Annotated in this window: 23 protein-coding genes; 12 read left to right on the forward strand and 11 right to left on the reverse strand. The window is 69.8% G+C overall.

Translation table 11 applies throughout. The features are described from left to right. Nucleotides 1-3: 3 nt before the first annotated feature. From ACFFC4_RS09755 to ACFFC4_RS09790, 8 genes are read left to right on the forward strand one after another with little or no spacing between them, the layout of a single operon-like run. A complete protein-coding gene (locus ACFFC4_RS09755) occupies nt 4-1,389 on the forward strand; it encodes a hypothetical protein (RefSeq protein ID WP_375500241.1) in 1,386 nt (461 codons plus the stop codon). Nucleotides 1,390-1,392: 3 nt separating this feature from the next. Continuing rightward, complete coding sequence (locus ACFFC4_RS09760; protein WP_375500243.1) at nt 1,393-2,685, forward strand: S8 family serine peptidase; 1,293 nt, start codon at nt 1,393-1,395, stop codon at nt 2,683-2,685. A 3-nt stretch (nt 2,686-2,688) separates the two neighbouring features. Continuing rightward, complete coding sequence (locus ACFFC4_RS09765; RefSeq protein WP_375500245.1) at nt 2,689-3,735, forward strand: hypothetical protein; 1,047 nt, start codon at nt 2,689-2,691, stop codon at nt 3,733-3,735. Then, nucleotides 3,732-4,070 (forward strand): hypothetical protein, encoded by a 339-nt coding sequence (locus tag ACFFC4_RS09770; RefSeq protein ID WP_375500247.1) that lies wholly within the window; start codon nt 3,732-3,734, stop codon nt 4,068-4,070. The genes ACFFC4_RS09765 and ACFFC4_RS09770 overlap by 4 nt, the downstream gene beginning before the upstream one ends. Then, nucleotides 4,067-4,408: a hypothetical protein gene (locus tag ACFFC4_RS09775; RefSeq protein WP_375500249.1), complete on the forward strand. Its 342-nt coding sequence runs from the start codon at nt 4,067-4,069 to the stop codon at nt 4,406-4,408. The genes ACFFC4_RS09770 and ACFFC4_RS09775 overlap by 4 nt, the downstream gene beginning before the upstream one ends. Next, nucleotides 4,405-4,671: a hypothetical protein gene (locus tag ACFFC4_RS09780; protein WP_375500251.1), complete on the forward strand. Its 267-nt coding sequence runs from the start codon at nt 4,405-4,407 to the stop codon at nt 4,669-4,671. The genes ACFFC4_RS09775 and ACFFC4_RS09780 overlap by 4 nt, the downstream gene beginning before the upstream one ends. Continuing rightward, nucleotides 4,671-5,042 (forward strand): YbaB/EbfC family nucleoid-associated protein, encoded by a 372-nt coding sequence (locus ACFFC4_RS09785; protein ID WP_375500253.1) that lies wholly within the window; start codon nt 4,671-4,673, stop codon nt 5,040-5,042. Before ACFFC4_RS09780 ends, ACFFC4_RS09785 begins: the two co-directional genes overlap by 1 nt. A 1-nt stretch (nt 5,043) precedes the next feature. Then, nucleotides 5,044-5,373, forward strand: coding sequence for a hypothetical protein (locus ACFFC4_RS09790; protein WP_375500255.1), 330 nt, complete (start codon nt 5,044-5,046; stop codon nt 5,371-5,373). Between the two features lie 7 nt (nt 5,374-5,380). Here ACFFC4_RS09790 and ACFFC4_RS09795 read toward each other — a convergent pair whose 3' ends face one another. The 6 genes from ACFFC4_RS09795 to ACFFC4_RS09820 are packed head-to-tail and all read right to left on the reverse strand — an operon-like array spanning nt 5,381 to nt 10,970. Beyond that, the gene (locus tag ACFFC4_RS09795) at nt 5,381-6,619 is read right to left on the reverse strand and encodes a S8 family serine peptidase (protein WP_375500257.1); all 1,239 of its coding nucleotides are present in this window, start codon (nt 6,617-6,619) and stop codon (nt 5,381-5,383) included. A 22-nt stretch (nt 6,620-6,641) separates the two neighbouring features. Continuing rightward, entirely contained in the window at nt 6,642-6,950 is a 309-nt protein-coding gene (tatA, locus tag ACFFC4_RS09800) for a Sec-independent protein translocase subunit TatA (protein ID WP_375500259.1), read from the reverse strand. Nucleotides 6,951-7,007: 57 nt separating this feature from the next. Further along, nucleotides 7,008-8,447, reverse strand: coding sequence for a GTPase HflX (hflX, locus tag ACFFC4_RS09805; RefSeq protein WP_375500261.1), 1,440 nt, complete (start codon nt 8,445-8,447; stop codon nt 7,008-7,010). A gap of 42 nt (nt 8,448-8,489) precedes the next feature. Then, nucleotides 8,490-9,350, reverse strand: a complete 861-nt coding sequence (dapF, locus tag ACFFC4_RS09810) for a diaminopimelate epimerase (protein ID WP_375500263.1) — start codon at nt 9,348-9,350, stop codon at nt 8,490-8,492. Between the two features lie 5 nt (nt 9,351-9,355). Then, nucleotides 9,356-10,294: a tRNA (adenosine(37)-N6)-dimethylallyltransferase MiaA gene (gene miaA, locus ACFFC4_RS09815; protein WP_375500265.1), complete on the reverse strand. Its 939-nt coding sequence runs from the start codon at nt 10,292-10,294 to the stop codon at nt 9,356-9,358. Then, complete coding sequence (locus ACFFC4_RS09820) at nt 10,287-10,970, reverse strand: hypothetical protein (RefSeq protein WP_375500267.1); 684 nt, start codon at nt 10,968-10,970, stop codon at nt 10,287-10,289. The genes miaA and ACFFC4_RS09820 overlap by 8 nt, the downstream gene beginning before the upstream one ends. Nucleotides 10,971-11,109: 139 nt before the next feature. Between ACFFC4_RS09820 and ACFFC4_RS09825 the strand changes: the two genes are divergently transcribed. Both ACFFC4_RS09825 and ACFFC4_RS09830 read left to right on the forward strand, forming a co-directional pair. Further along, nucleotides 11,110-12,288 carry a DUF349 domain-containing protein gene (locus tag ACFFC4_RS09825; RefSeq protein WP_375500269.1) on the forward strand — a complete coding sequence of 393 codons (1,179 nt, stop codon included), beginning with the start codon at nt 11,110-11,112 and terminating at the stop codon, nt 12,286-12,288. Between the two features lie 57 nt (nt 12,289-12,345). Next, entirely contained in the window at nt 12,346-12,840 is a 495-nt protein-coding gene (locus ACFFC4_RS09830; protein ID WP_375500271.1) for a limonene-1,2-epoxide hydrolase family protein, read from the forward strand. A 93-nt stretch (nt 12,841-12,933) separates the two neighbouring features. Here the strand turns inward: ACFFC4_RS09830 and miaB are convergent, their stop codons facing one another. Further along, nucleotides 12,934-14,358, reverse strand: coding sequence for a tRNA (N6-isopentenyl adenosine(37)-C2)-methylthiotransferase MiaB (gene miaB, locus ACFFC4_RS09835; RefSeq protein WP_375500273.1), 1,425 nt, complete (start codon nt 14,356-14,358; stop codon nt 12,934-12,936). 125 nt (nt 14,359-14,483) lie between these two features. Here miaB and ACFFC4_RS09840 point away from each other — a divergent pair, with 125 nt between their 5' ends. Then, nucleotides 14,484-14,927 carry a GNAT family N-acetyltransferase gene (locus ACFFC4_RS09840; protein ID WP_375500275.1) on the forward strand — a complete coding sequence of 148 codons (444 nt, stop codon included), beginning with the start codon at nt 14,484-14,486 and terminating at the stop codon, nt 14,925-14,927. A 5-nt stretch (nt 14,928-14,932) separates the two neighbouring features. Here ACFFC4_RS09840 and rny read toward each other — a convergent pair whose 3' ends face one another. The 4 genes from rny to ACFFC4_RS09860 all read right to left on the reverse strand — a co-directional run bounded on the left by rny (nt 14,933) and on the right by ACFFC4_RS09860 (nt 20,212). Continuing rightward, nucleotides 14,933-16,723: a ribonuclease Y gene (gene rny, locus ACFFC4_RS09845; RefSeq protein WP_375500277.1), complete on the reverse strand. Its 1,791-nt coding sequence runs from the start codon at nt 16,721-16,723 to the stop codon at nt 14,933-14,935. Between the two features lie 334 nt (nt 16,724-17,057). Continuing rightward, entirely contained in the window at nt 17,058-17,618 is a 561-nt protein-coding gene (locus ACFFC4_RS09850) for a regulatory protein RecX (protein WP_375500279.1), read from the reverse strand. Between the two features lie 2 nt (nt 17,619-17,620). Further along, the gene (recA, locus tag ACFFC4_RS09855; protein ID WP_375500281.1) at nt 17,621-19,765 is read right to left on the reverse strand and encodes an intein-containing recombinase RecA; all 2,145 of its coding nucleotides are present in this window, start codon (nt 19,763-19,765) and stop codon (nt 17,621-17,623) included. A 255-nt stretch (nt 19,766-20,020) separates the two neighbouring features. After that, a complete protein-coding gene (locus tag ACFFC4_RS09860) occupies nt 20,021-20,212 on the reverse strand; it encodes a DUF3046 domain-containing protein (RefSeq protein ID WP_375500283.1) in 192 nt (63 codons plus the stop codon). Nucleotides 20,213-20,237: 25 nt separating this feature from the next. On the opposite strand from ACFFC4_RS09860, the gene ACFFC4_RS09865 reads away from it, so the two are divergent. Beyond that, nucleotides 20,238-21,053 (forward strand): DUF72 domain-containing protein, encoded by an 816-nt coding sequence (locus ACFFC4_RS09865; RefSeq protein WP_375500285.1) that lies wholly within the window; start codon nt 20,238-20,240, stop codon nt 21,051-21,053. Nucleotide 21,054: the final 1 nt, after the last annotated feature.

Consider the following 21,054-nt stretch of genomic DNA (forward strand, 5'->3'; position numbering starts at 1 on the left):
ACGATGGCGTACGGATTCGATGGCGGAAACTATCACCACCTGTACGAGACCGAGGGCAAGGAGCCGATCGACGGCACCTTCCACTTCACCCGGCACAGCTTCCTGGGCTCGGAGTACAACGACGGCAAAGCCGATGCCTTCCGCAAGGTCAAGGAGGGCATCGACGTCGAAGGGCTGCAGGAGCAGGCCCGCGGCTGGGAGAACGTCCACACCCGTCTAGCCGGCATCTACACCAAGCTCGACACGGCCTACCAGGACCTGTTCTCCCAGGGCTGGGACGGCGACGACGCAGACAAGGCGAGGAAGACGTTCGGCGACACAACCGCGTCGGTGCAGTCCATCCGGGACTCCGCGGATCAAATGCGCGCCGGCACCAAGCGGATCGCCACCGCCGCCGCAGCGGCCTGCGGCACCGAATCCGACGGGCCCAGCGGCGGGGCGAAGTTCGTCAACGCCACGATCGGGCCCTTCGGCGGTAACGGCGACGGCGGCGCCGACGAGCAGGCCTACTTCACGCTCGTCGGCGAGGTCGACGGCGGTCGAGACCAGATGCCCGCCCAGCTGGAATGGCAGACCAAGACCAACGCCGGCGGCGGCGACAACACTCCGACCACGAACTACGGCGGTACCGGATCACACGGGTCCGGGTCGGGCGGGGGCGGCGTCGGCGCCGTGAGCGCGCCGAACAGCGGCGTGGGCACACCAGCCCACACCTCGACGCCCACGCACTCCATCGGGCAGTCGGGTCAGTGGCATGTCGCCAAGACGCCGAAGCCGGTCCAGCCCTCGCATCCCGACCCCGGCCCGGGAGGAGTCAGCGGCGTGGACGGCAGCGGAGGAGTTCTCGACACCGGCACGGATGGGCTGGCCAACGGCGGCGGCTCCGGCTTCGACAGCAGCAGTGTCAGCGGTGCCGGGATCGGCGGTCACGGGGTCGGAAATCACGGCGTCGGTCTGGACAGCGGGTCGACGCTGGCCGGTTACGACGGATCGGGTCTCGGCGGCAGCGGTTCTGGGGCCGGTGTCGGCGGTCCTGCGGGTGGTTTCGGCAGTTCGGCCAGTGGCTTGGGCAGCTCTGCGGCCGGTCTCGGCAGTGGTTCAGCCAGTGGTCTTGCCGGAGGGCTCGGCGCCGGTTCCGCAGCAGGTCTGAGCAGCGGGTCCGCGGGAGGTCTCGGTAGCAGGTCTACCGAAGGCAGCGGTGGTGGATCGGGTCGCGGCGCGGCCCGCGCGGGCACGGGCGGACGCGGCGTCGCCGGTGGCCAGATCGCTCCCATGCGTGGCGGCGGTGGCGCAGGCGGCGACGAGAGCGAGCGCGACCGCACCACCTGGCTGCAGGAGGACGAGGACGTGTGGGGCGAGTCGGACGCACCGCCGTCGGTGATCAGCTAACAGATGCCGCTGTCCCCCGGCCGACGCCACGCACCCCCGCGAGGACCACGTCGGTTACTCGCCCTCCTGGCCGTCCCGATCCTGCTTGCTGCGCAGCTGTTGGTCGCGGCGGCGGCGTCGGCGCAGGCGCTGCCGAAGGGGGCGTACTGGTACCAGCTGCTCGACCTGCCGAAGGCATGGCACACGAACGAGGGGGCCGGTGTCACCGTCGCGGTGATCGACCAGGGGGTGCAGGCGGATCTTGGTGACCTGCAGGGCCAGGTGCTGCCTGGGCTCGACCTCACCGGTCGCGACCCCCGAGGCCAGCGCGACGATGCCGAACCGGACACCGGCGGATTCGGTCACGGCAGCGACATGGCGGCCCTGATCGCCGGTACCGGCCGCGGCGCCGGGCTCATCGGCGTCGCACCCGAGGCCAAGATCCTGCCGGTGGACGCCTCGACGAACGGGACGTACGACATCGCCGACGTCGCCCGGGGCATCAGCTGGGCGGCCGATCACGGGGCCGAGGTCATCAATCTCAGCCTGGGCCGCCACGGCAGTTGCCCGACGGTGCTCGCCCAGGCGATCCGACACGCCTACGACCGGGACGTCATCGTCGTCGCGGCGGCCGGTGAGCCGGCCGGCCCGGTGTCCGCACCGGCCAACTGTCCGGGCGCGTTGGCCATCAGCGCAGTGGACTCGGCGATCAAGCCGTGGACGAAGACGGCCAGCGGACCCGAGGTCGCGTTCGCGGCGCCCGGCTACGGTCTTGTCAACGAGCTGCTGACCAACAAGCTCTACGGCCCCGACCCGCTGAACTCGGGCACCAGCCAGGCCGCGGCAATCGCCTCCGGCACGTTCGCACTGCTGCGGGCCGAGTTCCCGTCCGAGTCAGCGCGCCAGATCGTCACCCGAGCGCTGTACAACACCCACAACGGCCTGGGCGAGAAGTACTTCGGTACCAGAGCCGACGACTACCTGGGTTACGGCATGATCCTGCCGCGCTACGCCCTCACCGACCCATTGCCGGCGAACGCGCGCAATCCGATCTACGACCAGTGGGCGAAGGACTTTGCGCGCTCGGGCTCGGTAGCGCCCGCTACGCCGTCTTCGAGTGCACCGTCTTCGAGTGCACCGCCTGCCGGTTCCGGCTCGGCGTCTCAGAGCCCGACGGTCACGGCATCGGCCGACGGCGGCGGCGGGTTGTCCCCGGTCCTGATCGCCGTCCTTGTCGTGGTGGTGCTCGGTGCGGTGGCGATCGCAATCCTGCGGGTCCGTCGACGTGGCGCCATACCGCCCGGCTACGGGCGCTGAGCGGTGGGTATCGAGTTGCCAGGTGAGCTGACCGAGCCGCTGGGTTGGATCGGACTGATCTGGCCACAGGCCGACGAGGACAAGCTCTTCGAAGCGGGCCAGACGTGGCTCACCTATGGCTCGACGCTGCGCGGCCACGCCGAGCAGGCCGACGCCACCGCGCAGAGCGTGTGGGGCGAGCATGCCGGCGAGGCGATAGACGCCTTCCGTACATGGTGGATGAAGCAGGACGGGCCGGGGCTCACGCTGCCCGACAACGCCACCGCTGCCGAACTGATCGGCGCCGGGCTCATCGTGATGGCCGGCATCACGCTCGCCCTGAAGATCCTGTTCATCGCGCAGTTGATCATCCTGGTCATCGAGGTGGCCCAGGCCATCGCCACCGCCGTCGCCACCTTCGGTGCCACCGCTGCCGAGATCCCCGGCTTCGTCGCCGCGACGCGCGCGATCTGCCGTGAGGCGCTCAACACGGTGATCTCGATGGTCGAGCGCGAGATCGCGAAGCTGTTCGAGCAGGCCGCGAAGCTGTTCGAGAAAGTGGGTGCCAAGACGCTGGCCGGCGACACCGCCAAGCTCGGCGAGAAGATCGCCACCGGATCGGCGCAGACCCGCGAGTTCGCCGGGCTCATCGGCAAGGCGGAACGGATGGATGTCAGCAGTCCCAAGGACGGCGCGGTGTTCTGGTCGGGCCGCGACGCCGACAAGGTCAGCATGCGCACCTACGCCGAGAAGAGCACAGACGGCGTCACCAGCACGACCCTCGAGCAGACCCAGGGCGGCAAGTACTTCGACGACCTCGACCTCTACGGCTCCAACGAGGGACTCGTCAGCAGCTCCCAACGCGACAAGATCTGGGGTCGACTGTCCGAGCGGTACGGCCAGAACGCATCAGGCGACGTCACCGCCTACGTGCACGACGCGCGTCCCGGCGGCTTCTGGAAGACCCGCGAGGTGCCGGCGCTGCGCGAGAACCCGAACGTCACCACCATCACCGAACGCGACCCCGTCGGGCCCGGCGGCCCGACCGACACCCGTATCTTCGGCCGATGACTCGCCCCCCCGCCCCGGGACGCATCGTGCAGACCGGCCCGCCAGGGCGCGTCGGCCCCGTGCGGTGCCACGACACCAGTACGGGCGCCGACATCGTCTCGGCGGGCCGTGCCGAGCTGGCCTACGAACTCGGTGGCCGCTCGGCGCGGATCTTCGTGGAGTACGGGGTGCACGAAACGGTGATCGTGTACGGCGTCTCCGACACCTGGGACGACGGCAGTGCCCTGACCCCGGACCAGCGCCGCGACCTGGCCGAGACCCTGCAGCTGGTGGCCGATTTCCGGCACTGGAGGCTCGACGTCGTGTACGACCTCGTGACCGGGGAGAAGCGATGATTGTCGAGGAGCTCGGTTCGCAGGCCGTCGCGCACGACAGCGGCGCGATCGTGGCCAGCGTGGCCCGCGACAGCTTCGTCTACGCCCGGGCCGGGCGCACCATCTCGCTGCCGGTCGAACCGCTCGACATCTACTACGTTCGGTTGCCCGACACCGCGGTCTGGAGCGACGGCCGCCCGCTGGGCGCCGACGAAGCCCAGCAGCTGCTAGCCGACGTCACCGCCACCTTCGAGCACTGGGGTGAGCGCTGTGAGTTGGTCCGCCCCGACGACCCGCGCATCCTGCGCACGCTGGATCAGCTCGTCACCTACATCCGTGCGGAGGCGGGCGGGACATGAGTGAGGTGGGACCCGAGATCTTCGACGGGCAGCGCAGCACACTGACCCGTCGCCAGGCCGACCTGATCTGGGACCGGATGAGCGCGCGTTACGCGGCGCAGGCTTCGGGCCAGGTCACCCTGCACGCGCACGACGTGCTGGTGCCCAGCGTATTCCTGCAACGCGACCTGCCCGCCTTGCGCGCGAACCCGCAGGTCACCAGTCTGCGCATCGTCGATCCGGTGACGGGCGACGAGCGGGTACTCGAGCGAGGGGAGTTCTGATGGCAACCGACGACGTGGCGGCCCGGTTGGCCGATGCCCGCCACGAGGCGCACAGCGACGACGCGTCGATGACCGCCGTCGTCGACGGATCAGGCCAGGTGCTCGACATCGCTCTGGAGCCGAAGGCGATGCGCCTGAGCGCCGAGACGCTGGGCGCATCGATCGCCGAGACGGTGCGCGCCGCCCAGGCGGCGGCCCGGGAGGCGCTGCCCGAGGCGCTGCTCGACACCGCCGCCCCGTCGCCGGACGTCGAATCATTGGGTCGCCTGGCCACCGAGCTGGGGGCGGGTGCCCAGCAGCGGCTGAGCGACATCTCCAGCACCCTGGACCGGCTGCTCGCGCGGGACAGCACTCCCCGGACGGAGGCCTGACGTGCTCACACCGATGCAGGTGACGCCCGAGACGATGAGCAGCCAGGGCGCGCAGCTGACGACGACCGGCGAGGCCATGGCGTCCGGGCTGCAGAGCCTCGCGGCGACAGTCGATGGCGACGGCTATCCCTGGGGCGGTGACGAGCAGGGCACCCTATTCGCCGGGCTGTACCAAACCGTGCTCAGCAAGGCTTTCGACGCCATCTCCTCGCACGTCGAGCAGGTGCAGTACGCCGGCGCGGCGCTCGGCGCGCAGGCCGAGAGCTACCGCGGTGTGGAAGCCGGACTGACCCAGGGCTTCACCTCGGCGGCCGGCGAGATCGCCGGTTGACGGGCCGTTACCGGCGCACAAGCGTCCCGCGATCGCGGTCGGGCTCGCTCGGGGGTAGCGGTCCGGCCCGGCGTCGACCGCCGGCGCGCAGAATGCCCGCGGCCACCAACGTCAAGACCGTCAGCCCGATCAGCCCGAAGGCGAGCCCGAGCGCGACGTGCTGCAGGGCGCGGTCGGCAGGCTTCGCGGCCTGCGGGGCAGGCAACGGCGTCGCCTTGGACGGCCGGGGCAGCGCCACCGAGCCGTCGCGCACCGTGGTCACCGCAAGATAGGGATTGACGATCCCGTAGCCGTACAGCGGGTCGGGCACATCCGCGGGCGGCGCGTCAGCGGTCACTTCGAGCCGGTCGCGCACGTCGGCTGGTGTCATCGGACTGGTGCCGGGGTCCTGGGCAGCTGCGGCGAGCATCAGCGCCACGGTGCCGGTGACGTACGGGGCCGCGAAGCTCGTGCCTGCCGCGTTCTCGTAACCGCTGAGGCTCGACGGGACGGGCACGTCCTTGCCGGGCGCGGCCACCGTGACGTAACCGCCGGCGTTCGCGAAGTCGGCAACCACGTCGTTGCTGTCGGTGGCCGATACGGCGATCACGTTGTCGAAGGTCGTCGAGTAGGCCGCCGGGTAGGCCTTGGCCCTGGACTGCTGGCCGTCGTTACCGGCGGCAGCGACAATGACCCGGCCCTTGGCTCGGGCCTGCGCAACGGCAGCGGTGAGATCGGGTGTCGGGGCGTTGACCTCGACCGAGATGTTGATGACCTGCGCGCCGGCGCTGATCGCGGCCCGAATCCCGGCTGCGATGCCTGCGGGCTGACCGGACTTGTCGTCCTTGGTGTTGGTCTGCTTGATCGGGATGATCGTGACGTCGGGTGCCACGCCCAGGAAGGTCTGATCGGCCAGCGGTCGGGCGGCGATGATGCCGGCCACCGCGGTGCCGTGCCCGACGCAGTCGCGGGTGGTGCGGTCGAATGTGGGGATGACGCTAACGCCGGTCTCGTGCCGGATGCCCCGCAGCTGCGGGTTGATGAAGTTCACGCCGCTGTCGACGACGGCGACCTTGACCCCGGCGCCGCGGGTGATGCCCCATACCTGCTGGAAGTCGAGCCGGCGCTGCGGCCAGATGTCACCGACGGCCGTGCCGGGCTTGAAGGTGCAGTCGCTCGGGTCTGCTTCGGCGCGTTGCGACGGGACCGCGACGACGGCGGTGCTCATCGCAAGCAGGACAGCCAGCGCGCCGCGAAACAAACTCACGGGACCGCTCAGCGGGTGCCGATCACTGGCCCGTCTGGCGCGCTTCGCCATTGGCACTGGACGCCGTCGGCCGGGGGGTAGGGCGCGGACGGGACGGTCCGGCCGCATTGGGGTTCTTGATGATCTGGGCCGGCGGGGGCTCGATGGCCTTGGGTGTCTCGGCCTCGGCGCGTTCTTTGTCGTCCTGGCTCATGCCCTTGATCTCGGTCTTGAACACCCGAAGGGAACGGCCCAGGGACCGCGACATGTCCGGCAGCTGCTTCCACCCGAAGAACAGGAAGGCAATGACGATGGCCAGGACAACAAGGTGTCCGGGCGAGAAGAGCTCCATCGGGCCTGACCTCCGGGAACGGGTGGGTGATCGAAGCCGAGCCTACCCCTCGGGGCGTTACGGCACCTGAACGAACGCGTACGGCGCCAGCAGCCGGGCCAGCGCCGGGCCGACCCGAGCCCGGACGAGGGTGCCGCCGCCGGTGTGTTCGGTCGTCAGGATCTCGCCGCGCTCGTGCACGCGCGCCATGAGGTCTCCCCGGGTGTAGGGCAGCAGCACGGTGACCTCGATGTCCGGACGGGGCAGCCCGGCATCGATGCAGGCGCGCAGCTCGTCGAGCCCGCGGCCGGTACGGGCGGACACGAACAGCGCGTCGGGGGCCAGATGGCGCAGGCGCAGCACGGTCTCGGGTTCGGCGGCGTCGGCCTTGTTGAACACCAGCTGCTCAGGCACGTTCAGCGCGTCGATGTCGGCCAGCACCTCGCGAACGGCGCGGATCTGCGCCTCGGGATCGGCATCGGACGCGTCGACGACGTGCAGGATCAGGTCGGCGTCGGCGACCTCCTCCAGCGTCGAGCGGAACGCCTCGATCAGCTGGGTGGGCAGGTGCCGCACGAACCCGACTGTGTCGGCCAGCGTGTAGACGCGGCCGTCGCCGGTCTCGGCTCGGCGCACCGTGGGGTCGAGCGTGGCGAACAGCGCGTTCTCAACGAGCACCCCCGCGTCGGTCAGGCGGTTGAGCAGCGAGGACTTGCCGGCGTTGGTATAGCCGGCCAGCACGACGCTGGGGATGCTGCGCGTGCCCCGCTGACTGCGCTTGACGTCGCGGGCAGTCTTCATGCCCGCGATCTCCTTCTTCAACTTCGTGACTCGCGCCTTGATCCGCCGGCGGTCCATCTCGATCTTGGTCTCACCCGGGCCGCGGCCGCCGATGCCGACGCCGTTGGCTGCGCGGCCACCGACCTGGCGCGACAGCGACTCACCCCATCCGCGTAGCCGCGGCAGCATGTATTGCATCTGCGCGAGCTCGACCTGCGCCTTGCCCTCGCGAGAGCTGGCGTGCTGGGCGAAGATGTCGAGAATCAGGGCCGTGCGGTCGACGACCTTGACCTTGGTGACGCCCTCGAGCTGGCGCAGCTGGCCGGGGGTCAGCTCACCGTCACAGATGACGGTGTCGGCACCCTCGGCCACCACGATGTCGCGCAGCTCCTTGGCCTTGCCGGAGCCGATGTAGGTGGCAGGGTCTGGTTTGTCGCGGCGCTGGATGATCCCGTCGAGCACCTGCGAGCCGGCGGTCTCGGCCAGCCGGGCCAACTCGGTCAGCGAGTTCTCGGCCTCGGTGATGGTGCCGGTGGTCCAGACGCCCACGAGCACGACCCGCTCGAGGCGCAGCTGGCGGTACTCGACCTCGGTGACGTCCTCGAGCTCGGTGGACAGCCCGGCGACCCGGCGCAGTGCCTGGCGCTCCGCAAGGGCGCTCGTGGAGTCCCACCCGCCGTCGGAGAAAGGCGCGCCGTCGGTGTCGCGTACCTCGTCGAAGTCAGTCATCAACTCCATGGTGGCACGCGGGGGTGGCGGGTGCGACCGAATTCGCCGCGCTCAGTGACGGTTGGCGAGCGCGCGCAGCCAGGTGTCGTCGACCTCGAGGTCGGCGACGAGAACGGCCGGGCCCGTGAGCAGCACGCCGTCCGGTTGCCATTGGACGTCACATCGGCCGCCCGGGACGTCGACCCGCCACAGGACACCGTCGTCGGCCACCCCGTCACTCACCGCGGCGGCCACGGCGGCGGCGCAGATGCCGGTGCCGCAGGAGCGGGTCTCGCCGACGCCGCGTTCGTGCACGCGCAGCTGCAGGTGCCGCTCGCCGAGGCGCACCACGAACTCGACGTTCTGCCCGTTCGGCAGACCCGGTTCGACCCCTGGGGCCTGGGTGAGGTCGAGGTCGGCGAGCGCTCGGGCGTCCGGGACGGGCACGACCACGTGCGGGTTCGGGATTTCCAGGGCCGCCCCCACCGCGCGGTGGGACGGTCCGACGTGAGAGGCGGCGGTGACGATCGGCCGGTCGGCAAGAATCCGGGGCAGACCCATCTGCACAGTGACGTCTCCGTCGCCGCAGGCCCACGCACGTCGGACTCCGCCGCGAGTCGCCACCGCCGCACTGTCTTCAACGAGCGACTCGCGTTGGAGATACCGTACGAAAACGCGGACGCCGTTCCCGCACATCTCGGCCACGCTGCCGTCAGCGTTGCGGTAATCCATGAAGAACGGTGCGTCGGCCGCGTAAACCTTGGCCTCTGGGTCGTTCTCGCTGCGTACGACCCGCAGGATTCCGTCCGCGCCGACGCCCGCGTGCCGGTCGCACAGTGCCCGGACGAGTGCGGGAGTGAGGTCCAGATCACCATCGAGGTCGGGCAGGACGAGGAAGTCGTTCTCCGTCCCGTGCCCTTTCACGAGATGCATGACGCTCAGAGTACGGACCCGACACTCGCCAACGCCTGGTCGAGCAGGTCGGTGTCAGCAGCGTCCAGCCAGCGCACCCTCGGGTCGCGACGGAACCAGCGGCGCTGGCGCCGCACGAAGCGCAGGGTGCCCCGCACCGTCTGCGCGATCGCGTCGTCGAGGTCGCCGGCCACCTCGCCGGCGTCGTCGAGCACGGCCAACAGCTGCTGATACCCCAGGGCCTTGCCGGCGGTCGGGCTCTCGCGCAGGCCGAGCGGCAGCAGGGTGCGGATCTCGCCGATAAGGCCGAGCTCGATCATGCGCTGCACGCGCAGCTCGACGCGGTCGTCGAGGTCGCTGCGGTCCAGCCCGATCTGCGTCGTGTCGAAGATCGACTCGAAACCCGGCATCCGGGCCATGAACGGTTGCCCGGTGAGCTCGACGACCTCGAGCGCTCGAGCGATGCGTCGACCGTTGGTCGGCAGGATCGCTGCTGCGGCGACGGGATCGACCTCGGCGAGGCGGGCGTGCAGAGCCTCGGGCCCGATCTCGTCGAGCGCGGCGTACAGGCCTGCACGGAGCGCGGCGTTCTCGCCGGGGAAATCGAGGTCATCGAGGGCGCCGCGCAGGTACAGGCCCGAGCCGCCGACGAGGATCGGCAGGTGCCCGCGGGCGTGGATGTCGGCGATCGCGGCCCGGGCTCGGGTCTGGTATTCGGCCACTGCGGCGGACTTGGCCAGCGGCCACACGTCGAGCAGGTGGTGCGGCACGCCGCCGCGCTCGTCGAGCGGCAGCTTTGCCGTGCCGATGTCCATGCCCGCATAGAGCTGCATCGAGTCGGCGTTGATGATTTCGCCGCCGAGTCGCTGGGCGAGTCCCACGGCGAGGTCGGACTTGCCGGTCGCGGTGGGTCCGATGACGGCCAGGACGCGGATGTGGCTCGTGTCGCGGTGCGCGTCAGCCACGGGCCGTCCACGACGCAACGAAGTAACCGACGCCGTAGGGCGCATCGTCGTACAGCAGCTCGGCGTGCCACAGCGTGCCGCCGGCGGCGCGTGCAGTCAGCTCGTACGCCGCAGCGCATGTCGCGAGCAGAGCGGCCGCGTCACCGGCCTGCCAGAGGTGCAGCTGATCCGGGTCGCCGTCGGCCAGGGCGCGCGCGATGCGAGCGTCGAAAGCCTCGGCGCGCTCGTCGAAGTAGCCCGGCGCCTTGACGCTGCGGCGGGCGCTGCCGTCGCCCAGGACGAGGAGGCCAAGGTCGCCGCCGTCCCAGTGGTCGTCGATCTCGGACGGGTCAGCGATCGAGTACCCGACGGCGCCGCAGTTCGGGCCGAGCGCGTCGCGCAACAACCAGGCGCCCACGGTCAGCGAGGGCGGCAGGTCGACCGGCCCCGGCTCGTCCGAACCCAACGACACCGCCAGGTCGAGACCGAACCCCGCAAACGTGCCGCGCGACGTCGACGCGAATCGTGCATTCGCTGCTCCGTCACCGAGGACGACGAGCTGCCGGCCGGGTGCGACCAGCCGGCGGATTGCCGTGCGGCAGGCCGTCCGCAGATCGTCCAGCTCACCGGCCGCGCCCTGTGCAACACCCGGCACGAGCACCGGTGCTTGCGGGCAGAACGCGACGGCTGAGATCACGGCCTCACTCCGTTCGCCCGGCAAAGCCTGCGCCAACGGTTCGCTGCGCAACCTTCGCTCACCTCCGCGAGGCTAGTCGGCCCGTTCCGCCGCGCCCGTCCGTTCTCGTCGGTCGGGGGATCGTGTTCAATGCTGTGTCATGGAATGGGGACGGATCGACGAGGACGGCACCGTCTACGTTCGGACGGCCGACGGTGAGCGGGCCATCGGCTCCTGGCAGGCCGGCGACCAGGCCGCGGGCCTCGCCTTCTACACCCGGCGCTACGAGGATCTCGCGACCGAGGTGACGCTGCTTGAGAAACGTCTGGCCTCAGGCGCCGGTGACCCGGCGAGCACCCGCACCCAGGCAGGCGCACTCAAGGGCAGCCTCGACACGGTGGCCGCGATCGGCGACCTCGCTGCGTTGGCGACCCGGCTCGACGCGGTCACCGGCAAGGCCGAGGAGAAGGCCGGCGAGGCCGCGGCCGCGAAGCAGCAGGCGCGTGCCGACGCGATCGCCGCGAAGGAGGCGCTGGTCGCCGAGGCCGAGAAGATCGCCGAGTCCGCCACATCGTGGAAGAGCTCCGGGGACCGGCTGCGCCTGATCGTCGAGGAGTGGCGCCAGATCAAGGGCATCGACCGCAAGACCGACGACGCGCTGTGGAAGCGTTTCGCAGCGGCCCGCGACGCCTTCGGCCGCCGGCGCGGGCAGCACTTCGCCCAGCTCGACGTCGAGCGCGACACCGTCAAGCAGGTCAAGGAACGGCTGATCGCGCGCGCCGAGGAGCTGTCCGGATCGTCGGACTGGCGCGACACCGGCAACGCGATGCGCGACCTGATGACCGAGTGGAAGGCTGCCGGGCGCGCCGGCCGCGATGTCGAGGACGCGCTGTGGACGCGCTTCCGCGCCGCGCAGGATGCCTTCTTCGCGCGCCGCTCCGAGGTGTTCGCCGAGCGCGACTCCGAGCAGGTCGCCAACCAGCACAAGAAGGAAGAGCTCATCGCCGCGGCCGAGAAGGTCGACGTCGGCAACCCGAAGGTCGCGCAGAGCGCCCTGCGCGACCTGCAGTCCCAGTACGACGAGGTCGGGCACGTGCCGCGCGATGCCATGCGCCGTCTAGATGACCGGATGCGCGCCGCCGAACAGCGCGTCCGCGATGCCGTCGACGCCGAATGGCGGCAGAGCAGCACGTCTTTCAACCCGTTCCTCACGGCCATGAAGGACCGCCTGGCCGAGGCCGAGGCGAAGCTCGCCCGCGCGGTCAAGGCCGGCGACGCGGCGCGGATCACCAAGGCCGAGGCCGAGGTCGCGGAGCGACGCGCGCTCATCCCCGACTGATCGGCCCGCCGCTCGCTACAGCGCGACGCATGGTCGCGGTCGACCTATGCTCGGCGGATGGTGCTGGGACCCTCCACGTCTCGCAATCCGCTCACCACCCCGACCGCGCCGCGCGACGTCGTCGAGGCCTTTCTCGACGCGCTCGCCGATTCCGATCTCGAGCGCGCGAGCGAGCTGATCGCCGAGAACATCGACTACGTCAACGTTGGACTGCCGGTAATCCGCGGCCGAGAGCGGGTGCTGCGGGCACTTGCCCTGATGGACCGGCCGTCGGCCTCCTTCGAGGTGTACGTGCACGCCATCTCGGTCAACGGCCCAACGGTGCTGACCGAGCGCACGGACGTGTTGAGCTTCGGTCGCTTCCGTTCCCAGTTCTGGGTGACCGGCCGCTTCGACGTGGTCGACGGGCGCATCACGCTGTGGCGCGACTCGTTCGACTACCTCGATGTGCTGCGGGCGAGCGTGCGCGGCCTGGCCGCGATGGCCGTCCCGGCGCTGCGGCCTGCCGCGCCGGCCGAGACCGATGCCCCCGGGCGTCCGAAACGGCACTGACCCGGGTCCGCGCACCCCGTTGAGTGTCGGGTTACGCGTCGAGTGTCGATTTGTAACCCGACACTCGACGCGTAACCCGACACTCAACCGGGGTCAGGTGGGTGGGCGGCTGCCGATGGTGAGCAGCGCGGGCGACGGTACGGTGTGCTCCGACTTTCCCGCGCCACGCCAGCGGCGGTGCACGGTGACACCGGCGTCGGCCACCAGGTGGTGCGGCGCCGCGTAGGTGACGGTCGAGGTGACGACGTCGCCCGGGTGCACGATCGTCGGGTCGGCGCCGACGTGGACCAAGCGACCGTCGCGCGCGCGTCCCGAGACGCGGCCGGTGGCGCCGTCCTTGCGGCCGTCGGTGGCGTTGACCAGCACCTCGACCTCGCCGCCGAGCAGGTTCGTCGCCTCGGCGCCGGCGATGTCCTCCTGCAGCGCGATGAGGCGCTCGTAGCGCTCCTGCACGACGGCCTTGGGCACCTGGTCGACCATCGTTGCCGCGGGCGTACCGGGGCGCGGTGAGTACTGGAAGGTGAACGCGTTGGCGAAGCGGGCCGCGCGCACCGTCTCGAGCGTCTGCGCGAAGTCGTCCTCGGTCTCGCCGGGGAATCCGACAATGACGTCGGTGCTGATCGCGGCGTCCGGCATGGCCGTGCGAACCCGGTCGATGATGCCGAGGTAACGCTCGCGACGGTACGAGCGACGCATCGCGTTCAGAACCCGGTCGGAGCCCGACTGCAAGGGCATGTGCAGCTGCGGCATGACATTGGGCGTCTCGGCCATGGCCGCGATGACGTCGTCGGTGAAATCGCGGGGGTGCGGGCTGGTGAAGCGCACGCGCTCGAGCCCGTCGATCTCCCCGCAGGCCCGCAGCAGCTTGCCGAACGCGAGCCCGTCACCGAAGGACCGGCCGTAGGAGTTGACGTTCTGCCCGAGCAGCGTCACCTCGACAACCCCGCTGTCGACCAGTGCCTGGATCTCGGCCAACACTTCACCGGGCCTGCGGTCCGTCTCGGTGCCGCGCAGGCTCGGCACGATACAGAACGTGCAGGTGTTGTCGCAGCCGACGCTGACCGACACCCAGGCGCTGAACGGCGACTCGCGGCGCGTCGGCAGATCAGACGGGAAGTTCTGCAGCGCGTCGACGATCTCGACCTCAGCCTGCTTGTTGTACCGGGCCCGCTCGAGCAGCACGGGCAGCGAGGCCAGGTTGTGCGTGCCGAACACGACGTCGACCCACGGCGCCCTCTCGACGATGCGGCCGCGGTCTTTCTGGGCCAGGCACCCGCCGACCGCTATCTGCATGTCCGGGTTGGCGGCCTTGGCCGGGTAGAGGTGGCCGAGGTTGCCGTACAACCGGTTGTCGGCGTTCTCGCGCACCGCGCACGTGTTGAACACGACGAGGTCGGCGGTGTCGGTGCCCTCGTGGCGCTGGTAGCCGGCGTGCTCGAGCAGCCCGGCGAGGCGCTCGGAGTCGTGGACGTTCATCTGGCAGCCATAGGTGCGGATGTCGTACGTGCGGGCGCTCATAACGAGTCGAGGATAGGCGCTCGAGCTGATCTACTTCCCCGCACGGCACGCACCGAGGTCGTGCTGCGCGCAGCGCAGGACGGGGACGAGGACGTCCTGTACCGCTGGCACACCGACCTGGACGGGTGGGAGCAACGCACGCCACGGCGGCCCGTCCGGTGACCCGTGAGGAGTTCCGGGCGAGGCGGGCCGAGGGCGGGGCCGACGAGGACAGTGTCGAGTTCGTCATCGAGGCGGCCGGTCGCGCGGTCGGACGCTGCGGGCTGTTCGGTTCTGACGACCTTGCCCGCCACGCCGAGGTGGGCATCTCGCTCGTCGCCCAGTCGCGGGGTCAGGGCATCGGAACGGCGGCACTGTCTCAGTTGGTCGCCTTCGGCTTCGAACGCTGGAATCTGCACCAGTTACACCTGGTCGTGCCGGCCTCCAACGAACCGGCGCTCGCGTCCTATCGTAAGGTCGGCTTCGTCGAGGAGGGCCGCCGGCGCGAGCACGCGTGGGTCCTCGGACAGGGGGACGACGAGGTGCTGATGGGCCTGCTGCGCGCGGACTGGCACGCGACCCGCCTGTAACGCCGTCAGTGGGCGATCTCGGTGCTGCGGGACTCCCTGACGACGGTGACCCGGATCTGGCCGGGGTAGGTGAGCTCGTCCTCGATCTGCTTGGCGATGTCGCGCGCGAGCACGGACGCGCCGAGGTCGTCGATCTCGGACGGCTGCACCATGACCCGCACCTCACGGCCGGCTTGCATAGCGAACACCTTGTCGACGCCGTCGTGGGCGGCGCCGATCTCCTCGATGCGGGCCAGCCGTTTGACGTAGGACTCCACGGATTCGCGCCGCGCGCCGGGACGTGCGGCTGAGCAGGTGTCGGAGGCCTGGGTCAGCACGGCCTCGATGGTGCGCGGTTGCACTTCGTTGTGGTGGGCCTCAACGGCGTGCACGACGGCCTCGTCCTCGCTGTACTTGCGCAGCAGGTCGGCTCCGACGATGGCGTGGCTGCCCTCGACCTCGTGGGTGAGCGCCTTGCCGATGTCGTGCAGGAACGCCGAGCGCTTGACGAGCGTCGGCTCGACGCCGAGCTCGGCGGCCATCACCCCGGCGACGTGGGCGGTCTCGACGAGGTGGGCCAGCACGTTCTGGCCGTAGCTGGTGCGGTACTTGAGCCGTCCGAGATAGGGCATCAGCCGTTCGTCGATGGCACCGACGCCGACCTCGGCCACCGCGTCGCGCGCCGCGCGCAGGCACAGCTCATCGACCTCGATACGCGACTGCTCGTAAGCCTCCTCGATGCGGTGCGGGTGGATGCGGCCGTCCTGCACCAGCTTGGCGAGGGTCAACCGCGCGGTCTCGCGGCGGACCGGGTCGAAGCAGGACAGCAACACAGCCTCAGGGGTGTCGTCGATCAGCACGTTGACGCCGGTGACGGCCTCGAAGGCGCGGATGTTGCGACCCTCGCGGCCGATGATCCGGCCCTTCATCTCCTCGCCGGGCAGGTGCAGGACGCTGACGACAGCCTCGGTCGTCTGTGCGCTGGCTACCCGCTGCACGGCCTCGACGACGATCTGCCGGGCGCGGTCGGTGCCCTCGGCCCGAGCTTCACCCTCGATGGAGCGCACGAGCGCTGCGGCGTCACGGCGGGCGGTGTTCTCGACGGCGGCCAGCAACTCGGTGCGCGCCTGCTCGGCGGTCAACCCGGCCACGCGTTCCAGCTCGCGCTCGGCCGCGTCCGCCGTGGCTTGGACGGCCAGGCGCTCGGCGTCGAGGTCGGCGGCCTGCCGGTCGAGGTCGGTCTTGGTGGAAGCCAGGTCGGCGCTGTGCTTCTGCAGGCCTGCGGCCCGTTGGTCGAGACGGGCCTCCTGGGCGTCGAGGCGGGCCTCGACGTCGTCGAGTCGGCTCATCCGCGCCGCGAGTGCCGCCTGCTGGCGCGCCAGGTCGGCCGTCAGGGCCTCGCTCTCCCGCTCGCCCGCGCGGCGGGCCTCAGCGAGCAGTTCAGCGACCTGCTGGCGTGCATCCGCCAGCACGGTCTGGGCCTGGGCGCGGGCCGCGGTGGCCTCACCGCGTGCGGTGTCGGCGTCCGAGCGCGCAGCCTGACGCAGTGTCTCGGCTTCTTCGCGCGCCGCACGGCGCAGCTCGTCGGTCTCGTCGGGTGTCGTCGCCCGTGCCGTTTTCGCCGCCGATACGGGATGCGCCGACGGCGGCCCGGCATCGTCGTTCTGTTCAGTGCCGTCTGAGGTGAGCGGGCGGGCGTCGTGCTCGCTGACGCCGTGGCGGCCGGCCGGACTGGTGCTGCGCCGGGCGTAGACGACCAGGAAGAGCAACCCCAGGATGAAGGCGGCGCCGATCGCTGCGTACCAGACCCCGTGCATACGTACCTCCTGACCGCTTGGACGTCCCGATGGACGCCACTGACCAGGACCCGCGTGCTGACGGGCGCTCATGCGCGCCGCGTGGTCGGCGCACAGGCATGCAGTCGTTCGCGGACGTGACCGGCCGGTCATGTCCGGGTGGGCAGCTCCTCTCGGGCTCGGCTGTTGATCGGTCTAGCTATCGGGCCCGTGGGCCGCGCAACGTCGGACGGGTCGTCCATTGAGTGATTTCTGTATTCGAGCGTTACTCCTGGTATCCGTCGAGGTTATTAATGCCGGACTCACAAAGCAAGTACCGATGCGGTCCGGGAGCGTCCGAGGCGAGCCGGCGGGGTCAGATACCGCCGGAATCCAGGTTGAAGGCGTCTTCGTCGGCGGCATCGGCCAGCTCAGCCCGCACGATCTCGTAGGTCATGCCAGACGGGTAGCCCTTGCGGGCCAGCAGGCCGATCAGCCGTCGGGTCTGCACCTCGATCGGCAACCCCGACAGGGCGCGCCGCCGCCGGGCGACCAGCTGGTGCCCCCGCCGTCGCTCGTCGTCAGAGTCGATCCCGGTGAGCGCCTCGGCCACAACCTCGTCATCGAGGCCACGCTGACGCAGCTTCGCTGCCACGGCACGACGGGCGAGCCCCCGTTCGCGATGCACCGCGCCGGCCAGGCTCTCGGCCAGCGCGGCGTCGTCGATCAGGCCGACGTCGGCGAACCGGTCGAGTACCCGGCCCGCCGCGTCGTCAGGGACACCGCGCTTGGTCAACGCCGCGGCTAACTCGGAGCGACTGCGAGCCCGCTGGTCCAGCAGTCGCAGACAGACGATCCGAGCCACAGCCTCCGGGTCACCCGGAGGCTGTGGCTTGCTCTCGGCCGACGCACTGGACGCCGATGGCCACGAGCGCACGATCAGAAGTCGACCGGGGCCGGCAGCGGTTCGATCGGGGCCGCTGCGCCGTCGACGCGAGCACCGATGCCCAGCTTCTCCTTGATCCGCTTCTCGATCTCGTCGGCGAGGTCGGGGTTGTCACGCAGGAAGTTGCGGACGTTCTCCTTGCCCTGGCCGAGCTGATCGGACTCGTAGGTGTACCAAGCCCCCGACTTCTTCACCAGGCCCTGCTCAACGCCGACGTCGATCAGCGAACCCTCGCGGCTGATCCCCTCGCCGTAGACGATGTCGAACTCGGCCTGCTTGAACGGCGGCGCCACCTTGTTCTTCACGACCTTGACCCGGGTCCGGTTACCTACCGCGTCGCCACCGTCCTTCAGCGTCTCGATACGCCGCACGTCGAGGCGGATCGAGGCGTAGAACTTCAGCGCCTTGCCACCCGTGGTCGTCTCCGGGCTGTTGTGCACCATCACGCCATCGGCGAAGTAGTTGTGGTTGCCCTCAACCTCGATGTCGAAGCGATGCATCGACCGGGTAGGGGGCTTGATGTGCACGTCGAGCACCCGGGCCGGCACGGGCCGTTCCACCGCATCCACAAACTCCGGAACGACCTGGCAGCGACCGCGCTGGTTGGACAGCAGCTTGTAGTCCATCGAGGAGTGGACGTACGGGGCGACCAACTCGAGGAAGCGACGCGATGAGGCTGTGTCGAACGTCAGAACCGCTTTCTGCCGCGCTCCGGCGAGCCGACAGGTCACCGTGAAGCCATGCGTGTCACGCAGGTAGTCACGTAGCCGCTCGCGCGAGCCTGCACTGAGCGCCTCGACGCAGAATTCCACGCGACCGCTCCCGCCGGCGGTGCGTTCCTGCACGCCCTTGGATCGGACGGTGAAGGTGCCGTCATCCATGAACCACACCGCGAGCGCCAGCGGAGTGAGTGCCTTCAGGTACTCGTCGCTGATCGTTTTCTTGCCGTCGCCGAAGTAGACGGCGCGTTGCAGTTCGGCGAGTTCGGGCAGCGGACGGAAGTCAGCGAACACCGCCCCCTTGGCGTTCTCGCGCCGGGAGCAATCGATGTTGCCCAGCAACGACAGCTTCCAGTCGAGGTAGGCGCTCTGTGCATGGCCATGACCCAGCCGGAAGCGCACGCCGTTGCGATCGTGCCGGTTTGGCGACAGGTTTCCGTCGCCGAGCAACGATCCCAGCACTATTTGCCACTGCTGCCCGCTGAGGCGGTGAGTCTCGCTGGCCATCACCCGATCACCCGCGATCAGCTCGCCGGCCTCGCGCCATCCACCAGGAGTGCGGATGAGGTGGTTCTCGGTGGCAGCGAACTGCGCCCGGCCATTGCCACCCGACTTCTCGACGGTGAACTGCAGGAAGCGCTCAGCAGGGCCGTTGTTGAACCAGTTGACCACCCGGCGCGGCGTGATCTCGTCCCGCACCGGGTCATAGGACAGCACCTCGACGTCCATCTTCTGGTTGACGATCTTGCCGATCTTCTCGGTACTACCGTCCGCGAGGGTGACCCGGGTGCCGTAGGACAGGCAGCCGAACATCACACCGATTTTTTCCCGGAGCTGGTTGATGAAGATCGCGGTGGTGCCGGAGTTGCTGAGAGCACCGGTAATCTTGCGCAGCGCCTGGCTCATGAGCCGGGCCTGCAGGCCGACGTGGCTGTCGCCCATCTCGCCCTCGATCTCGGCGCGGGGCACCAGGGCGGCCACCGAGTCGACGACCACGATGTCTATGGCGCCGGACCGGATCAACATGTCCATGATCTCGAGCGCCTGCTCACCGGTGTCGGGCTGGCTGACCAGCAGCGCATCGGTGTCGACACCCAACGCACGCGCGTAGTCCGGATCGAGCGCGTGCTCGGCGTCGATGAAGGCGGCGATGCCGCCCGCGGCCTGGGCGTTGGCCACCGCGTGCAGGGCGACCGTCGTCTTTCCGCTCGACTCCGGGCCGTAGATCTCGACGACCCGGCCACGCGGCAGGCCGCCAATGCCCAGCGCGACATCGAGGGCGATCGACCCGGTGGGGATCACCTCGATGGGGGCGGCCACCCGGTCACCGAGGCGCATGACCGCGCCTTTGCCGTGCTGCTTGTCGATCTGGGCCAGCGCGACGTCGAGCGCCTTCTCGCGGTCGAAGCTCGTTGCCATGGAGGGCACCCTTCGTGGAAGTTTCTGGTGGACTGCTCTGGTCTGTGGTGTTCGTCGACGACGCTAGAGCCGGGTACCGACAGAACTGGATTGCCGCGCGGAGCTGTGGACGACTGGCAGATCTGACCTCGGCGCTGGGGACAACGGTGGACGAGCGTTCGTCGTGCTAGCAGAAACGATAGCCGAACACGTGTTCGACCGACGAGAAGACGCCAGGCGTGTTGCGCCACGTTTGCGAGCGCTGGGTTCCGAGCGTCAGCGCAACTGAGCAGGCATCTCGAACTCGGCGCAGACCGCCCGCCAGATCTCCTTGGCGTCGACCCCGGCGGCAAGGGCCTCATCGACGGTCGACCCGAGCAACGGCAAGCGGTAGTCGGCGGCCAGGCTGACGGCGTATCCCGAGCCGAAACGCTCGTTCATCCGGGCCCAGAACTCGGTCAGTCGCACGACAGTGACTCTACGATCTGAGGTCGTGGCGGTCGCGCGGGTGGGTACGTCGGGATGGCTGTATCCACCCTGGCGCGGGGTGTTCTACCCGAAGAAGCTGCCGCACCGGCGCGAGCTCGAGTACCTGTCGGGTCGGCTGGCCACCGTCGAGATCAACGGCACGTTCTACAGCCTGCAGCGACCTGATTCGTTCCGTCGGTGGCACGACGAGACGCCCGACGGGTTCACCTTCGCGGTCAAGGGACCACGCTTCGTCACGCACATGAAGAAGCTGGCCGACGTCGAGACGCCGCTGGCGAATTTCTTCGCCTCCGGAGTCCTGGCGCTGGCCGAGAAGACCGGTCCGCTGCTGTGGCAGTTACCGCCCAGCCTGGGCTTTCGCCCCGAGCGACTGGCCGCCTTCTTCGCACGTCTTCCCCGATCGAGCGACGAGGCCGCCTGGCTCGCCCGCCGGCACGACGACCGGATGACCGGTCGGGCACTGCTGGTCAACGACACGGACCGCCCGTTGCACCACGCGCTCGAGGTCCGGCACGGCAGTTTCCAGACACCTGCCTTCGGCGAACTGCTGCGCGAACACGTCATCAGCCTGGTGGTGGCTGATACTGCAGGACGCTGGCCCAAGATGTTCGACGTGACCGCCGACCTCGTCTACGTGCGGCTGCACGGCGACGCCGAGCTGTACACCAGTGGGTACAGCGAGACCGCCCTGGACGAGTGGGCGAACCGGATCCGCGGTTGGCTGGCCGACGGTCACGACGTCCAGGTGCACTTCGACAACGACGTCAAGGTGCACGCCCCGTTCGACGCACTGGCCCTCGCCGGACGGCTGCGGGCCTGAC

Source organism: uncultured Jatrophihabitans sp., from assembly GCF_964244045.1.
Classification (GTDB): Bacteria; Actinomycetota; Actinomycetes; order Mycobacteriales; family Jatrophihabitantaceae; genus Jatrophihabitans.

Bases quoted from the DNA above. Each gene is read 5' to 3' on its own strand.
- ACFFC4_RS09785 (WP_375500253.1), top strand. From the start codon at position 4,671: ATGGCAACCGACGACGTGGCGGCCCGGTTGGCCGATGCCCGCCACGAG.
- ACFFC4_RS09780 (WP_375500251.1), top strand. From the start codon at position 4,405: ATGAGTGAGGTGGGACCCGAGATCTTCGACGGGCAGCGCAGCACACTG.
- ACFFC4_RS09825 (WP_375500269.1), top strand. From the start codon at position 11,110: ATGGAATGGGGACGGATCGACGAGGACGGCACCGTCTACGTTCGGACG.
- recA (WP_375500281.1), bottom strand. From the start codon at position 19,765: ATGGCAACGAGCTTCGACCGCGAGAAGGCGCTCGACGTCGCGCTGGCC.
- ACFFC4_RS09830 (WP_375500271.1), top strand. From the start codon at position 12,346: ATGGTGCTGGGACCCTCCACGTCTCGCAATCCGCTCACCACCCCGACC.
- ACFFC4_RS09770 (WP_375500247.1), top strand. From the start codon at position 3,732: ATGACTCGCCCCCCCGCCCCGGGACGCATCGTGCAGACCGGCCCGCCA.
- miaB (WP_375500273.1), bottom strand. From the start codon at position 14,358: ATGAGCGCCCGCACGTACGACATCCGCACCTATGGCTGCCAGATGAAC.
- tatA (WP_375500259.1), bottom strand. From the start codon at position 6,950: ATGGAGCTCTTCTCGCCCGGACACCTTGTTGTCCTGGCCATCGTCATT.
- ACFFC4_RS09775 (WP_375500249.1), top strand. From the start codon at position 4,067: ATGATTGTCGAGGAGCTCGGTTCGCAGGCCGTCGCGCACGACAGCGGC.
- ACFFC4_RS09760 (WP_375500243.1), top strand. From the start codon at position 1,393: ATGCCGCTGTCCCCCGGCCGACGCCACGCACCCCCGCGAGGACCACGT.
- hflX (WP_375500261.1), bottom strand. From the start codon at position 8,447: ATGGAGTTGATGACTGACTTCGACGAGGTACGCGACACCGACGGCGCG.
- rny (WP_375500277.1), bottom strand. From the start codon at position 16,723: ATGCACGGGGTCTGGTACGCAGCGATCGGCGCCGCCTTCATCCTGGGG.
- dapF (WP_375500263.1), bottom strand. From the start codon at position 9,350: ATGCATCTCGTGAAAGGGCACGGGACGGAGAACGACTTCCTCGTCCTG.
- ACFFC4_RS09755 (WP_375500241.1), top strand. From the start codon at position 4: ATGGCGTACGGATTCGATGGCGGAAACTATCACCACCTGTACGAGACC.